This is a genomic window from Marinobacter sp. RI1 (genome assembly GCF_041155085.1).
Taxonomy (GTDB): Bacteria; Pseudomonadota; Gammaproteobacteria; order Pseudomonadales; family Oleiphilaceae; genus Marinobacter; species Marinobacter nauticus.
In genome coordinates this window covers 2,276,735-2,291,523 of record NZ_AP031605.1, presented here as the reverse complement: position 1 = coordinate 2,291,523, position 14,789 = coordinate 2,276,735, and the positions used below count along the sequence as shown (strand labels likewise).

At 56.0% G+C, this 14,789-nt stretch carries 14 protein-coding genes; 11 read left to right on the top strand and 3 right to left on the bottom strand.

Annotated elements, in window-relative coordinates; all coding sequences use genetic code 11:
• Positions 1-55: 55 nt before the first annotated feature.
• A complete protein-coding gene (locus ACAM27_RS10260; protein ID WP_121206343.1) occupies positions 56-1,744 on the top strand; it encodes an iron ABC transporter permease in 1,689 nt (562 codons plus the stop codon).
• 84 nt (positions 1,745-1,828) lie between these two features.
• Here the strand turns inward: ACAM27_RS10260 and ACAM27_RS10255 are convergent, their stop codons facing one another.
• Complete coding sequence (locus ACAM27_RS10255; protein ID WP_369611905.1) at positions 1,829-3,496, bottom strand: AMP-binding protein; 1,668 nt, start codon at positions 3,494-3,496, stop codon at positions 1,829-1,831.
• A gap of 268 nt (positions 3,497-3,764) precedes the next feature.
• On the opposite strand from ACAM27_RS10255, the gene ACAM27_RS10250 reads away from it, so the two are divergent.
• The 3 genes from ACAM27_RS10250 (at position 3,765) to ACAM27_RS10240 (ending at position 6,512) form a co-directional block, all read left to right on the top strand.
• Positions 3,765-4,739: an ABC transporter substrate-binding protein gene (locus ACAM27_RS10250; RefSeq protein WP_014421768.1), complete on the top strand. Its 975-nt coding sequence runs from the start codon at positions 3,765-3,767 to the stop codon at positions 4,737-4,739.
• Between the two features lie 66 nt (positions 4,740-4,805).
• Positions 4,806-5,708 carry an ABC transporter permease gene (locus ACAM27_RS10245; RefSeq protein ID WP_014421769.1) on the top strand — a complete coding sequence of 301 codons (903 nt, stop codon included), beginning with the start codon at positions 4,806-4,808 and terminating at the stop codon, positions 5,706-5,708.
• 9 nt (positions 5,709-5,717) lie between these two features.
• Complete coding sequence (locus tag ACAM27_RS10240) at positions 5,718-6,512, top strand: ABC transporter ATP-binding protein (RefSeq protein ID WP_011784596.1); 795 nt, start codon at positions 5,718-5,720, stop codon at positions 6,510-6,512.
• A gap of 48 nt (positions 6,513-6,560) precedes the next feature.
• On the opposite strand, the gene ACAM27_RS10235 is transcribed toward ACAM27_RS10240, so the two are convergent.
• Positions 6,561-7,376 carry a DUF6160 family protein gene (locus ACAM27_RS10235; protein ID WP_222533640.1) on the bottom strand — a complete coding sequence of 272 codons (816 nt, stop codon included), beginning with the start codon at positions 7,374-7,376 and terminating at the stop codon, positions 6,561-6,563.
• A gap of 64 nt (positions 7,377-7,440) precedes the next feature.
• Positions 7,441-7,647 carry a hypothetical protein gene (locus ACAM27_RS10230; protein ID WP_222533639.1) on the bottom strand — a complete coding sequence of 69 codons (207 nt, stop codon included), beginning with the start codon at positions 7,645-7,647 and terminating at the stop codon, positions 7,441-7,443.
• A gap of 286 nt (positions 7,648-7,933) precedes the next feature.
• Here ACAM27_RS10230 and ACAM27_RS10225 point away from each other — a divergent pair, with 286 nt between their 5' ends.
• The 7 genes from ACAM27_RS10225 to ACAM27_RS10195 all read left to right on the top strand — a co-directional run bounded on the left by ACAM27_RS10225 (position 7,934) and on the right by ACAM27_RS10195 (position 14,761).
• Positions 7,934-10,072, top strand: coding sequence for an adenosylcobalamin-dependent ribonucleoside-diphosphate reductase (locus ACAM27_RS10225; protein WP_222533638.1), 2,139 nt, complete (start codon positions 7,934-7,936; stop codon positions 10,070-10,072).
• Between the two features lie 30 nt (positions 10,073-10,102).
• Positions 10,103-10,801: an NrdJb gene (locus ACAM27_RS10220; protein WP_022992522.1), complete on the top strand. Its 699-nt coding sequence runs from the start codon at positions 10,103-10,105 to the stop codon at positions 10,799-10,801.
• A gap of 389 nt (positions 10,802-11,190) precedes the next feature.
• The gene (locus ACAM27_RS10215) at positions 11,191-11,745 is read left to right on the top strand and encodes a hypothetical protein (RefSeq protein ID WP_022992524.1); all 555 of its coding nucleotides are present in this window, start codon (positions 11,191-11,193) and stop codon (positions 11,743-11,745) included.
• Positions 11,746-11,797: 52 nt separating this feature from the next.
• On the top strand, positions 11,798-12,700 hold the full coding sequence (locus ACAM27_RS10210) for a glycosyltransferase (protein ID WP_226538108.1): 903 nt from the start codon (positions 11,798-11,800) through the stop codon (positions 12,698-12,700).
• 45 nt (positions 12,701-12,745) lie between these two features.
• A complete protein-coding gene (locus tag ACAM27_RS10205; protein ID WP_022992526.1) occupies positions 12,746-13,282 on the top strand; it encodes a zf-TFIIB domain-containing protein in 537 nt (178 codons plus the stop codon).
• Between the two features lie 46 nt (positions 13,283-13,328).
• Entirely contained in the window at positions 13,329-14,135 is an 807-nt protein-coding gene (locus tag ACAM27_RS10200; protein WP_022992527.1) for a tetratricopeptide repeat protein, read from the top strand.
• A 131-nt stretch (positions 14,136-14,266) separates the two neighbouring features.
• Positions 14,267-14,761 (top strand): hypothetical protein, encoded by a 495-nt coding sequence (locus ACAM27_RS10195; RefSeq protein ID WP_222533637.1) that lies wholly within the window; start codon positions 14,267-14,269, stop codon positions 14,759-14,761.
• Positions 14,762-14,789 lie beyond the last annotated feature (28 nt).

Sequence of the window (14,789 nt, the reverse complement as noted above, 5' to 3'; positions counted from 1 at the left end):
ACGCACTATCTAAAATCGCAACACTTCTCATCACCACTACGCTAACAGGATCACCATGACCGAGGTCGTTTCCAGTGCAAACCCGGGGCTCTCGCAACCGCTACTGGCAAAACGCACCTCAAAACGGTGGCTGATCAGCGCCGTCCTTACCACCGCTATTGTCGCGCTTCCAGTACTGTCGGTGATCTTCCTGGCCCTGTTCCCGGACGAGAACATCTGGCCTCATCTGATTGAAACCACCCTGCCCCGCTACCTGACCACCACCATCAAGTTGATGATCGGTGTGGGCGCACTAACCCTGTTGATCGGACTGGCCACCGCCTGGGCCGTGACCATGTGCGAGTTCCCGGGCCGGAAATTCTTTGAATGGGCCCTGCTGCTACCTTTTGCCGTACCGGCCTACGTGATTGCCTATGTCTACACCAGCCTGCTGGATTACGCCGGCCCCGTGCAGCGAGGCCTGCGTGAGTGGTTTGGCTGGCAGAACGCCAGCGATTACTGGTTTCCGGAAATCCGCAGCCTAGAAGGCGCCATCCTGATGATCGGCCTGGTACTCTACCCCTATGTGTACCTGCTGGGGCGAGCTGCCTTTCTTGAACAATCACCCTCACTGTTTGCCGTCAGCCGCAGCCTGGGTCATTCCGCACTGAGCACTTTCTTTCGGGTGGTTCTGCCCATTGCCCGGCCAGCCATTGCCGTGGGCCTGTCCCTGGTGCTGATGGAAACCCTGAACGATTTCGGCACCGTCGATTTCTTTGCCGTGCAAACCCTCACTCGCGGCCTGTTCGATACCTGGATGAACCTGGGTAATCTGGGCGGCGCGGCCCAGATCGCGACCACCATGCTCATTTTCGTGGTGATCCTGGTAACCCTGGAACGTTATTCACGGCGCCGCCAGCAACAATACGCGGCCCGCGACAACCGCGACCCGATTCATCGCTTCACCATGTCTTTCCCGCGCCAGATGATCTGTGTCGTCGTCTGCGCCGTGCCACTGATATTTGGCTTCATAATCCCCGGAGCCACCCTGGGCTATTACGCCTGGGAATACTTTGATGTCAGCTGGAACCCGGATTTTATTCAGAACACTTTTAACAGCCTGTTCCTGTCCAGCGCGGCAGCGCTCACCACCCTGATCATCGGCGTTACGCTGGCCTATAGCCGCCGTCTGCACAACACCCGTGGCATGCAGATCCTGATGCGCCTATCCAGTCTCGGTTACGCCATGCCCGGCGCAGTGCTGGCCGTGGGCGTCATCGTACCGCTGGCCGGCTTCGACAACTGGCTGGATTCCCTGATGCGGGATTATCTTGGCGTGAGTACCGGCCTGCTGCTGAGTGGAACGGCCTTTGCGCTGATTTTTGCCTACACCGTGCGTTTTCTGGCGGTATCTGCCGGCAGCGTGGAAAGTGCCCTTCAGAAAATCACCCCCAGCATGGACATGGCCTCCCGCTCCCTGGGCCACACTCCGGGCAAAACCCTGATCAACGTACACCTGCCGATGCTGCGTGGAACCCTGGTCACCGCTGCCCTGGTAGTGTTTGTCGACTGCATGAAGGAACTGCCGGCCACCCTGATTCTTCGGCCCTTTAATTACGAGACCCTGGCCACCTACGTGTACCAGTTTGCCTCAGACGAACAGCTCTATCACAGCGCCCTTCCCGCCCTGATCATTGTGGTCGCCGGTATCATCCCCATCATTCTGATGAACCGGTCCATCTCCAATTCCAGAACCATGGCCTGACGGCCAGAAATATCGGAATGCCAGAAACAAGAAGGCCCGGCAGTTTGCCGGGCCTTCTTGTCCTTACCGTGTAAGCCGTCGCCTTTACTGCCAGATAACCGGCTGCTTCTTGGCGTACCAGCTGTCCACTTTCGCCTGATAGGCGTCTTCCACCACGTTACGCTTAAGCTTGAGCGTCGGCGTCAGGAAGCTGTTCTCGATGGACCACTCATCGCTGACCACCGTAATGAAAGCCAACTGTTCGTGGGGATCTACAGTTTTGTTTACGTCCTGAATCAGCTGCCTGAAGCTTTCTTCCAACTCCTTGCGGAAGCTCTCGTCAGCAGCTTTCGGGCGAATCTCCTCACCCAGAACCACCAACGCGTGGGGCTGGGTCTGGTTGGCACCAGACACACACACCATTTCGATAGCATCGTGAGACATCAGGCGATTCTCGATCGGCGCCGGCGCAATGTACTTGCCCTTGCTGGTCTTGAAGATCTCCTTGATTCGGCCGGTCAGCTTGAGGCGGCCCATCTCGTCAATCTCGCCCTTGTCACCCGTACGCAGGAAGCCGTCCTCGGTGAAAGCTTCAGCGGTTTTCTCCTCGTCCTTGTAATACCCCATCATGGTAGCGGGGCTCTTGACCAATACCTCTCCCTGTTCGCTGATCTTCACCTCAACACCCGGCAGGGCTTCACCGACATAACCGGTACGGGTACGGCCCGGTTTGTTCATGTGAGAGTAGGCAAAGTTCTCGGACATGCCATAACCTTCCAGCAGTTCCAGGCCGAGATTGCGGTACCAGTCCAATACATCGTTGGACAACGGTGCGGAACCGGAACCGGCCAGCTTCACCTTGTCCAGGCCCAGGCCTTTCAGCACCTTCTTCTTGATCAGCTTGCTCACTACCGGAATCTTCAGCAGGCGATCCAGCTTCTGCTTGGGCACTTTCTGCAAAACACCATGCTGGAACTTCACCCACAGGCGCGGAACCGAGAGGAAGAGCGTTGGCCGTGCCCGCTGAAGATCCTGAACGAAGGTGTCCAGAGACTCTGCAAAATAAAGCTGGAAGCCGGAATACAAAGAGCCCAGCTCCACAAAGGTGCGCTCAAATACATGAGCCAGCGGCAGGTAGGACAACATGCGCTCACCTGGCCCTACGCCCAGAGTCTCGATACCGCCAACAGCGGCGAACGCCATGTTATTGAAGCTGAGCATAACGCCTTTCGGTCGACCGGTACTGCCAGAGGTATACACGATGGTGGCCAGCTCTTCCGGATCACGCCTGGTTTTGCCTTCCAGTGGCGGGTACTTGGCAACAATGTCGTCCCAGGTCTCGAAATCGTTGGGCGGGCTCAGCGGATAGGAAATGCAGCGAACCGATTCCGGCACACCGGATTTCATACTGTCCCAGTCATCCAGTTTACCCACGAACAACACGTCGCACTCGGCGTGGTTGAGGATGTAGTTCACGGTATCGGCGTTCAGGGTGGGATACAGCGGCACGGAAATGTGCCCGGCCATCCAGATGGCCCAGTCTGTCATTACCCACTGGGCGCAGTTCTTGGAAATCAGACCAATCCGGCTTTTCTCCGGCAGGTTCAGGGATTTCAGGTACGCCGCCATCCGGCGTGCCTCATCCACGGCACGGCCCCAGGTGTACTCAACCACCTTACCGTCGCCAATGGGCTGCGTCATATAAAGGGAATTAGGGCTGGTGGCCTCCCAGTGGTAGACCATATCCAGGGGGAGCTTTTTCGTTGTGTCCATGGACCTTCCTGATTTGTCGTTATAGTTTCGGATTCGCTTTTTCGCGTTCTCGTATTATTAGACTTTAGTAGCCTATTTCAACACACCAGAGCCCGTCAAAACGTGATCCGTGCAAAATAATTTGCATCTGCAACCACTCAAACGATCGTCGCAACAAACTGCGCCTTCCCCTACACCGATTGTCGCATGGCTGTGTTAAACTTGCGCACCTTGAATTTTTGCCCCCGGTTTCACGGGAAAAAACAGTAACTGACTCGGAGATGGGCATATGGCCAAGAAATCCCTGCGCACGCTGATCGGCGCCTCGCTGCTTGCCGCAGCAAGCCTGGTTCAAGCGGACGACCCCCGTGTTGTTGCCATCACACAGATTGTTGAACACCCGGCACTGGATGCCGTACATGAGGGCGTTAAGGACGAACTGGCCGAGCGCGGCTATCGCGAAGGCGAAAACCTGCGCCTGATGCACGAAAGTGCCCAGGGCAACTCAGCCATTGCCTCTCAGATTGCCCGCAAGTTTGTGGGTGAAAACCCGGATGTAATCGTGGCCATTGCCACACCGTCCGCACAAACCGTTGCCGCTGCAGCCCGTAACGTGCCCGTGGTCTTCTCTGCCGTGACCGATCCGGTTGCCGCCAAACTGGTACAAAGCTGGGAAGCCCCTGGTGCCAACATCACCGGGGTAAGCGATATGCTGCCCATCGAGAAGCACCTGGACATGCTGCAGCGTGCAATGCCCGACGCCAAGCGCATCGGTACCGTTTACAACCCTGGCGAAGCCAACGCCGCCGCGCTGATTGAACTGCTGGAAGAACGCCTGCAGGCCCGCGGTCTGGAGCTGGTTAAAGGTGCGGCCACCAAGACTTCGGAAGTGCTGGGCGCAGCCCGCTCCCTGGTAGGCAAGGCCGACGCCATCTACCTGACCACCGATAACACCGTGATCAGTGCCGCCGAAGCGGTTATTTCCGTTGGCGAACGGGCCAAGATCCCGGTTTTTGCTGCCGACACTGCCACCGTTGAGCGTGGCGCGGTAGCCGCTTTGGGCTTCAACTATTACAACCACGGCCGCCAGACCGGCGCCATGGTCGCACGCGTACTGGAAGGTGCCGGCACAGCCGACATGCCGGTTGAAACCATGGAAGAACTGGATCTGTACGTGAACCCCGAGGCCGCCGAACGCATGGGCGTCACTCTGCCCGAAGACCTCATCCAGGAAGCCGTCAAAGTCGTCAAAAACGACAAGTAACGCCTGACCAACACGGGCGGACCCCAAAAGGGCCCGCCCGTTTTCTTTCACGGTGAAAAACTACCCATGCTCAGTGAAATCGCATTCTACGGTGCTCTCGAAACCGGCCTGATCTACGGCCTGGTTGCCTTTGGTATCTATCTCTCTTTCCGTGTTCTCGACTTCCCCGACCTGACGGTGGATGGCAGCTTCCCCCTGGGCGCCGCCGTTGCCGCCATGTTGATTATTGAAGGCTGGAATCCCTGGCTGGCAACTGGCTGTGCGGTACTGGCCGGCATGGCCGCCGGTGCCGTAACCGCCATCCTGAATGTCAAACTCAACATTCTGAACCTGCTGGCCTCCATCCTTACCATGATCGCGCTCTACTCCGTGAACCTGCGCATCATGGGCCGGCCGAACGTGGCCTTGCTCACAGAAGAAACGGTACTGACTCCCTGGTACGACCTGGGCCTGGCTTTCCATCAGGTGCCGGTGTTGCTGTTTACCCTGGTCGCTATTGTGTCCCTGATTCTGTTATGGCGTTTCATGAAATCCGAGACTGGCCTGGCCATGCGCGCCACTGGCGCCAACGCCCGCATGGCTCGCGCCCAGGGCATTGCGACCGGCGGCATGATCATACTGGGGGTTGCTCTGTCCAACGGTCTGGTGGGTCTGGCCGGTGCTCTGTTTGCCCAGAGCCAGGGCGCAGCAGACGTCACCATGGGTGTAGGCGTAATCGTGATCGGCCTCGCCTCACTGATTGGCGGTGAAGCCGTTATCACCCCCTCCACCGTGGTACGCGCCCTGTTGGCGTGTGTGGTGGGCGCCATCATCTACCGACTGGCCATTGCCTTTGCCCTGAATGCCGATGTCCTCGGCCTGCAGGCACAGGATCTGAATCTGATTACCGCGGTTCTGGTTACCCTGGCCATCGTACTGCCTGGCGTTCGCACCAAGATCGCCAGTCGTTTCACCAGCAAAAAGGCCTGAGGAGGCACTATGATCAGCGCAACCGATCTGCGGCTTACCTTTGGCAAAGGCACCCCGCTGGAAAACCCGGCCCTTCGGGGCATGAGCCTGACGGTAAACCAGGGCGAATTCGTGACGGTCATCGGCAGCAACGGCGCCGGAAAATCCACCTTCCTGAACGCCCTCGCCGGCGAAGTCATGGTGGACAGCGGCCAGATTATCGTCGACAACCTGGACGTTACCCGGCTGCCCACCCATAAACGGGCGGCGCGGGTTGCCCGGGTGTTCCAGGACCCCTTGGCCGGCACCTGCGAAAACCTGTCCATTGAAGAAAACTTGGCACTGGCCATCAAACGTGGCCAAAGCCGAGGTCTGACCAGTGCGGTGAAAAAGCAGTATCTCGGGCAGTTCCGGGAAAGCCTTGCCACGCTGAAACTGGGCCTGGAAAACCGCCTGGGTGACAAAATGGGCCTGCTTTCGGGCGGCCAGCGCCAGGCCGTCAGCCTGCTGATGGCCAGCCTGACGCCCTCCAGCATACTGCTGCTGGATGAGCACACTGCCGCACTGGACCCGAAAACCGCCAACTTCGTGCTGGAACTCACCCAGCAGATCATCGAGGAGCAGAAGCTCACCGCCCTGATGGTCACTCACAGCATGAAACAGGCACTGGAAGTCGGCAGCCGTACGGTGATGCTGCACCAGGGCCAGGTGGTATTCGATATTGCCGGCAAAGACCGGGATGGACTGGAGGTGAAGGACCTGCTGGGCCTATTCGAGAAACAACGCGGCCTGGAAGTGGACGACGACAGCCTGCTGTTGGGGTGAGAAAGAACAGCGGGAGCATACTGCTCCCGCTTTTTACTATACTTGGTGTCAGTGTCCGTAGATCCGCATGGCGGTATTGTTTACCGCCAGATCGTCCATGAATACCTGTCCAATTGAATGCTGGCCCACAATCACCTCTTCAATTCCAACATCCGCCCGAAACACCGGCATATCGATAGCAAGCGCATCGCCACCGCCAGCTTGCCGAGTATCCTTGTAGACATCGAGTTCCACTTCTGCAAAAAGATCCAGAGGGCTTGGACGGCGAAGGTCATAGTCTGCGCCGGTAATCTGAAGCCCTCTTATCCCGATGGCCAGGAAGGGCACATCAAAGTCCATCACTTCAATAGCAAAAGCACCCCGGAAATTCAGGACATCGGTGGCCGCATCGATTTCGATTGACGAACGCCCTATAACACCCTCAGCGAAGAAGTTGTCCATCAAGGTGGTTTGGTTGTTACTGCCATCACTGCTCAGCAATTCCCAGCTGCCAGTGGTAACACGAAAATCCACAGCGGCGAACTGAATGGGTAATAGATTGATCACCGCGTCACCATCAGAGTAAACGTCGATATCAATCTTGATGTTATCCAGACGGTCGCTAGCAGTATTACCAGCTAAACCATTGTAACCGAAGAAATCAGTACGCTCGGCACCGCCAATACTGATATCACTGATGGCCAGTGAGCCTTCATCAGTATAGGTAAAACGGCCGATATCAACTTTAGTCTCCAGCTCAATGGTCACACCCGCCTGGCCGGTGATGTTTCCCATTGTGGTTTCGTCCAACGGTTGAAACGCCAGGGCCGCAGAGGGCACCCCGGCAATACACAGCGCAAGAACGGTAGGTTTCAGGCCTTTCATTGTTCTTTTCCTTTTATAGTCGTTATCACTTCCTGTGGGCCACTGCAGTATTACGACGCCACTCTCATACTCTACCGACACGTCGTTTTTGGATACGTGCAGAAGTCACAAAAACCTGCATTCCGAAACTTTTAAGGCGCACACTTTTTAACCACAACATGTAGTAATCTGCAGAGAAACCGGCAATGGCGCGGCTTCCCGCAGATTCAAGAACTTTTCCATTGATTTTCTTTGCCCACAGGCGCCAATCAATAGTTGCTCTCTTATTCACAGAACACTATATCCTGTTATACTTCCCAACAAATAAGCCCATATATAGGGTCAGCTAAGCCAACACCTACTGAATGTCAAGCAGTAGAAATGCCAGCAGACACAAGGCTGGCAGCAGTGATCAACACAAAATTCCGGTTATGGAAGGCAGCCTTCCCGGCCAGGCACGAACACCATATATAGTGATTCTGCTGGCGCGATAACCAATGCAGTACCAGAAACACACAGGGGTAAGGCGCTGAGGACGGCGTCTTCAAAAAGAGACATACTGAAAACCGAGGGTGGCAATGAACGCTAAGGCACAGGCAGTGATCACAACGATTCCCATGCAGGAAGCTTCGCTGGATATCTGGAGCAGCAAGTACCAGCTCAAGACCAAGACCGGCGAGCCTGTCGACAAAGACATCAACGCAACCTACGAGCGCGTGGCCAAGGCCCTGGCCGAGGTTGAGAAAAAGAATGTACGCGACAAGTACATGAAGGAATTCCTGTGGGCACTGCAAAATGGTGCTATCCCCGCCGGCCGTATTACCTCCAACGCCGGTGCCGAAGCCCACAAGCCGGCCACCTCCACCATTAACTGCACCGTATCCGGCACCATCCAGGATTCCATGAACGACATCCTGGAGAAAAACCACGAAGCGGGCCTCACCCTCAAGGCCGGCTGTGGTATCGGTTACGAATTCTCGACCCTGCGCCCGCGCGGTGCCTATGTTGCCGGCGCTGGTGCCACCACCTCTGGCCCGCTGTCGTTCATGGATATCTTCGACCGGATGTGCTTCACCGTGTCCTCTGCCGGTGGCCGCCGCGGTGCACAGATGGCCACCTTCGACGTACACCACCCGGACGTGATCGAATTCATCCAGGCCAAGCGTGAAGACGGCCGCCTGCGCCAATTCAACCTGTCCCTGCTGATCACCGAAGATTTCATCGAAGCCGTGCGCAACGGCGACGACTGGCACCTGTCCTTCCCGGTCACACAGAAAGAAGCCGACGACGAAGGCCTGGACCTGACCGACGCCAGCCAATTCGTATACCGTGACTTCCCGGTACAGGAAGGCTACGTGGTAAACAACGAAGGCAAAGTCGCCTGCCGCATCTATAAAACGGTGAAAGCCCAGTTCATCTGGGACACCATCATGACCAGCACCTACGACTACGCCGAGCCAGGTTTCATCCTGATCGACAAGGTCAACCAGATGAACAACAACTGGTTCTGCGAAGACATCCGCGCCACCAATCCCTGTGGCGAGCAGCCCCTGCCCCCGTACGGTAGCTGCCTGCTGGGCTCCGTGAACCTCACCAAATTCGTTGAGTACCCGTTCACCGAGAAAGCCAGCTTCAACTACGAGAAGTACCGCAAAGTGGTTGGCACCTTCACCCGCATGCTGGACAACGTAGTCGAAATCAACGGCCTGCCCCTGGGCGAACAGCGCCACGAAATCACCTACAAGCGCCGCCACGGCATGGGCATCCTGGGCCTGGGCTCCACCCTCGCCATGCTGCGCATGCCATACGGCTCTGACGAATCCGTGAAGTTCACCGAAGAAGTGGTTCGTGAAATGGCGGTGGAAGGCTGGCGCCAGTCCCTGGCCCTGGCCGAAGAGAAGGGCCCGGCGCCGATCATGGACGACGAGTTTGAAGTAACGCCGAAGATGATGACCAAGTGCCCGAAACTGGCCGAAGACGGCATCAAAGTGGGCGACAAGGTCAAAGGCAAGGTACTGCACGCCAAGTACAGCGCCTACATGGGCCGCATTGCCGAAGTAGAGCCGGAGCTGGTGGCCAAGCTGGCCGAGAAAGGTGGCCGTTTCACCCACCACACCTCCATTGCCCCGACCGGCACCATCAGCCTGTCGCTGGCCAACAACGCCAGTAACGGTATTGAGCCGAGCTTCTCGCACCACTACGCCCGGAACATTATCCGTGAAGGCCGTAAAACCAAAGAGAAGGTAGACGTATTCAGCTTCGAACTGCTGGCCTACCGCCACCTGGTAAACCCGGGCGCCATGCCGTTCTCCGATGAAGAAGACAAGAAGCTGCCCAGCTACTTCACCACCTCCGACGATGTAACGCCCACGCAACACGTAGATATCCAGGCCGCGGCACAGAAGTGGGTAGATTCCTCCATTTCCAAAACCGCCAACGTTCCAACAGAATTCCCGTACCAGGATTTCAAGGACATCTACCTGTACGCCTACGACAAGGGTCTGAAAGGCTGCACCACCTTCCGCTTCAACCCGGAAGCGTTCCAGGGCGTACTGGTGAAAGAGAAAGACCTTGAGAACACTCTGTACGAATTCACCCTGGACGACGGCAGCAAAGTGACCCTGCGCGGCAACGAACAGGTAGAGTACGACGGCGAAATTCACACCGCCGCCAATCTCTTCGACGCGCTGAAAGAAGGCACTTACGGCAAGTATTAATCCGGGAACCGACAGACAGGAACTACGAACATGACAGTGAAAATCAGCAACAAGATCGTCGGCTACCGGGTAAAGAAAGCCGACACCGAGACCACGGGTGAGCACCAGGCGCCGGTGAAAGCCGACACCAAACCAGTGGAGATGAACGAAAACATCGAACGCCCGGATTTCCTGCTGGGCACCACCTACAAGATCAAGCCGCCGGTGGCCGAGCACGCGATGTACATTACCATCAATGACATCCTGCTGAACGAAGACACCGACCACGAAAGCCGGCAGCCGTATGAAGTGTTCATCAACTCCAAATCCATGGAGCACTTCCAGTGGGTTATCGCCCTCACCCGCGTAATCTCAGCGGTATTCCGCAAAGGTGGTGACGTCACTTTCCTGGTGGAAGAGCTGCGCAGCGTGTACGACCCCAACGGCGGGTACTTCAAGAAGGGCGGCGTGTTCATGCCCTCACTGGTAGCCGAGATCGGCGCCGTGATCGAGAAGCACCTGAAGGCCATCGGCCTGCTGGAAAGCGACGAGCTGAGCGAGACCACCAAGCGCATCCTCGCTGAAAAGCGCGCAGAGTTTGAGGCCAGCCAGAACAAGGCCACCAACGACGACAGCGCCAGCGAGTACCCTGCCAACGCCACTATGTGCGGCAAATGCAGCACCAAGGCCGTAATCGTGATGGACGGCTGCGCCACCTGCCTGTCCTGCGGCGACAGCAAATGCGGTTGAGGTGATTGACCGCTGAGTGATGAAAAGGCCCGGTTGCGGAAGCTTCCGGGCCTTGCTGTTTAAAGGCAGCACACACAAGGAATGTTCATAGATCATGGCAAGGAATCAAGGCCGAGGTGGGCCGATTGAATCACGGCTAATCAGCTTATTGGCATCGTTGTTTTTCTCTATCCCAACAGCAGCCCTCATTTGGCTCTGGGTCAATTTGGAGTTAGCCATTTACTGGGATTCCTTTCTCAGTAGTGGTTACCTTGTCGCCTGTATTATTGTCTTTGCTGTGTTGGCCATACTGCTCCCGCAATTGTTTCCATCCATTCTCGGGTCCATTTGGCGGGGTTACTTGTTTGATGCAGTCAGCGCGCGCTTTGATCAGTTTTAATAGGGACGTTATGAAGGAAATTCTTGTTGTTGGTTGTGTCTTGTTTTTGGCGGCTTGTAAATCAAGCAATTCAGATAATGACCAGCCAGATGTTGCCGCCGAAACAATCGCTCCTGAGGTAGGAAGCTGGATCAGGGCCTGCTCCCCAATTGATGACGTGATCACAGCATCAATATTTGGCGACGCCGAATTCTTGCCCGTTTGGTGGGTAGAACGACTCGACATTACAGAGAACGCTATTGCGGTTTCTCGATCCGTTTACGTTGATGAGATGTGCGAGACGCCTCTGTCCTACGAGGACGGACCCGAAATTGTACTTCAGTGTTTCGGCGAAACTCGTGAAAGAGTGCTGGTACAAGGCGTATACGAGGTGCTGAGCTTTCCCTACATAGATGACCGGTACAATCCCCAGGTTCCCGGAAGTTGTGATTTGGCATCAGAGCCGGGTATGAACGTTTATCCGGTGGGTGATGTGCTGTACAGGGCTTACTATACGGACGCGATGAGCAGTGAACCCTCGGAACTGGTGGTCGATTTCAATCAGGTTTTTGAAAGGGTCCAGTGATCTGAATCGACCTTTTTCACCGGAAAGGGAACAATCTTTGGAAAGGAAAACCGTGCCTGCGTCAGCCCCTCTGGTCAGCATTATCACCCCCACCTTCAACCGTGAGCGCACCATCACGCAAGCGGTCGAGTCTGTCCTGGCCCAATCCTATCCCCACTGGGAGCTGATCATCGTTGATGATGGCTCCCGGGATAGCACCCGCGAGAAGCTGGCCAGTTACCTGGACGATGAACGCATCCACTACCATTTTCAGGAGAACCAGGGCCAGAGCATTGCCCGGAACCTGGCGCTTCAATATGCCCGGGGCGAATTTCTGTGTTTTCTGGATTCCGATGACCTGTGGGTGCCTGAAAAGCTGGAGAAGCAAGTGGCGCTTATGGAGGCTCACCCGGAGGTGGATGTCCTTCACAGTGATGAAATCATGATCGATGAACAGGGCCGGGAGTTGTCCCGCAAGAATATGCGCCGGTACTCGGGCCAGATTGCTCGCCAGATGTTGGTGGACAACAGCGTGAGCATCAACACGGTAATGGCGCGGCGGGAATGTTTCGATGCCATGGGCGGGTTTTCCGGCCGCTACGGCGTTGCCGACGACTACGACATCTGGCTGCGTTTTTCAGCCCGTTTCACCTTCCTGTATGTGCCCGAGTATTGGGGCTATTACCGGGTGATGGCAGACCAGATTTCCAGCGACAAGAAACGCCGATTTGCCGCCAACGAAGCGATCATTCGTGATTTTATCGAGGAATACGGAAGTACACTCCAACCCGGTGACATCCGCTGGGGCCTGGCCCGCTTCTACTGCCGGAAAGCCCGTCATTTTGCATCAGCAGGAGACTCCGCGACTGCCTGGGGCGCGGTTGCTCAGGCGTTGCGGTATGCTCCCCTGGATTCAGTGGTATGGCGCGCCGTTTATCGGGTGATCTTTCCCCGCAGCGGGAGCTTACAAGATTAACATTGGTAGCCTGTCAGACTGGTTTTCATCAAGAAAGGAATGGCCATGAAATGCCCGAAATGCAGAAACACGGACCTGAAACCCACCAAGATTGAGGATGGCCTCCCGGTTATGGGTTGCCCGGACTGTGAGGGTGCCTCGCTGTCATTGCTCTACTATCGAGACTGGGCAGAACGAAATCCGCCCGTCGAGCAGAGCGAAGCCGTAGACGCAGATGTAACGGTCGAAAAGGATGCCAAAACCGCCCTCTCCTGCCCCAAGTGCAGCAAACTGATGACCAAGTACTCGGTATCCAGCGAGCACAAGAACCGTATTGATCTCTGCGGATTCTGTGATGAGGCCTGGCTCGATGGCAGCGAATGGACGTTACTCAAGTCCCTGGAACTGGCACACAAACTTCCCAAGGTTTTCACCGACCAATGGCAGCGGAAGGTTCGGGATGAAAAGATGGAGAGCAAGAAAGTCGAGCGCCTGAAAAAACTGGTTGGAGAAACCGATACCACCAAGGCCGTTAAAATCAAGGATTGGCTGAAGAATCACAACAGAAAGGCCGCTATCGTTCAGTTTATTGCCTCGGAGTGAGCGCCCTTTCCCGGGGTGCAGGCTAATTAACCAGGAGTTGTTTCTCATGAAGGGAATCAAAAGCGCCTGCGCGCTAATCGTCCTCACCTTATTCTCCGCTCTGACTCAAGCTGCCACCGCCGTCGAAATGGCCAGGCAGGCGTATTTCTTGATTGAGCGTGACCCTCTCGATCTTGATCAACGCAATGAAGCGAGTTACCTGGTTCAGCGAGCCAACTCGTTGGACGGCGACGAACCATGGGTAGCGGTTGCCCAATCACGCCTGACTCTGGTGAGCGGCTACAAGGTTGGGCAGCGACACGATCGTCGCGCCTATGAGGAGACCGCCGTCAGCACGGCAAGGCAACAGGCTGAACGCGCGGTTCGTAATGGGCCGAACCTCGCCATGGCACACGTTCAGTTGGCTATGGTGCTCATTATTCAAGGCGAACTGCGTACGGCCTGGGATCATTTGAATACCGCAGACTCACTGGATGAACAGAGCTTCTACCCCTGGTACCTGCGGACGGTTATCGCGATACACCACAAAGACGAAAAATTCGCCGCAGAGGGTTTCAAAGAAATCGAGAGCAGAGCATCCCAGAAGTATCAGAAACGGCTTTTGCTTCAGGAGCGCATGCGGTTGGCCAAGGCTACTAAAAACCTTGTGGAGCGAGATAGGCTGTATCGGGAAATGATCGATCTGGACCCGGACTATGCCTACGCCTGGGGCAATTACGGTTCATTTCTATTGGGCCAGAAGCGTTACCGGGAAGCCGTTCATAACCTGGAGCGAGCCGTAGAGTTGAAACCCTACGGGCTCGCGGTGAGCCAGTTAGCGGAGGCACGCAGGAAGCTGAATCAGGCGTTCTGATTCGTGGCCAGTATGCTTGCAAACGATGCGTGCTAATGTGCAGGCCTTCCAATCGGCTGGCGTAACTTGCGGCGGAACTTAAAACAGAATAGCTTGAACACCTCTGGTTAAACCTTGAATGGAGCGCAATCATGCAAAGGATCGCATCACCCAAATTCGGTTTGCTCGGCCTTACAATGCTGTGCCTGCTTCCCGGCATTGCCCAAGCCGGCGGCCCGTCTCCCGAACACTACCTCAAAAACAGCCCGATGGTATTGGAGGTTCGCTATTGCGAATGCCAGGCCACAGAGCCAGGCAACGCTCCCACCGAATTACGCCCGGCGTTTCTGGAACAATCGCGCCTTCTGAAAGTTGGCGTAGACCCTGACGGCACGGGATTTGTGTCGTCACCTGAAATGACACTGGACTTTAAACTAAGAGCCCTGCCGAAATCCCCCGGGGATTTCATGTTTAGCTTTGCCGGCAATTATGTGGCCGGCCAGCAAAATAGCACCAGCACCGGAGAGGTATTGCTAAAGGACGATCAGTGGCTGAATCTGTTCAGCTCCGAGCATGTAAGAGAGAACAGCACGCAATATCGCGATGTTGCGGTAAGGCTTGTTTCCGGAGACTCGCAAGCCAAGTAGTCGTGATACACTTACAGCCCGCCATTAA

What these genes read in the sequence shown, in the direction of transcription:
- ACAM27_RS10260 (WP_121206343.1), top strand. Translation starts at nt 56, where the DNA reads ATGACCGAGGTCGTTTCCAGTGCAAACCCGGGGCTCTCGCAACCGCTA.
- ACAM27_RS10255 (WP_369611905.1), bottom strand. Translation starts at nt 3,496, where the DNA reads ATGGACACAACGAAAAAGCTCCCCCTGGATATGGTCTACCACTGGGAG.
- ACAM27_RS10250 (WP_014421768.1), top strand. Translation starts at nt 3,765, where the DNA reads ATGGCCAAGAAATCCCTGCGCACGCTGATCGGCGCCTCGCTGCTTGCC.
- ACAM27_RS10245 (WP_014421769.1), top strand. Translation starts at nt 4,806, where the DNA reads ATGCTCAGTGAAATCGCATTCTACGGTGCTCTCGAAACCGGCCTGATC.
- ACAM27_RS10240 (WP_011784596.1), top strand. Translation starts at nt 5,718, where the DNA reads ATGATCAGCGCAACCGATCTGCGGCTTACCTTTGGCAAAGGCACCCCG.
- ACAM27_RS10235 (WP_222533640.1), bottom strand. Translation starts at nt 7,376, where the DNA reads ATGAAAGGCCTGAAACCTACCGTTCTTGCGCTGTGTATTGCCGGGGTG.
- ACAM27_RS10225 (WP_222533638.1), top strand. Translation starts at nt 7,934, where the DNA reads ATGAACGCTAAGGCACAGGCAGTGATCACAACGATTCCCATGCAGGAA.
- ACAM27_RS10220 (WP_022992522.1), top strand. Translation starts at nt 10,103, where the DNA reads ATGACAGTGAAAATCAGCAACAAGATCGTCGGCTACCGGGTAAAGAAA.
- ACAM27_RS10215 (WP_022992524.1), top strand. Translation starts at nt 11,191, where the DNA reads ATGAAGGAAATTCTTGTTGTTGGTTGTGTCTTGTTTTTGGCGGCTTGT.
- ACAM27_RS10205 (WP_022992526.1), top strand. Translation starts at nt 12,746, where the DNA reads ATGAAATGCCCGAAATGCAGAAACACGGACCTGAAACCCACCAAGATT.
- ACAM27_RS10200 (WP_022992527.1), top strand. Translation starts at nt 13,329, where the DNA reads ATGAAGGGAATCAAAAGCGCCTGCGCGCTAATCGTCCTCACCTTATTC.
- ACAM27_RS10195 (WP_222533637.1), top strand. Translation starts at nt 14,267, where the DNA reads ATGCAAAGGATCGCATCACCCAAATTCGGTTTGCTCGGCCTTACAATG.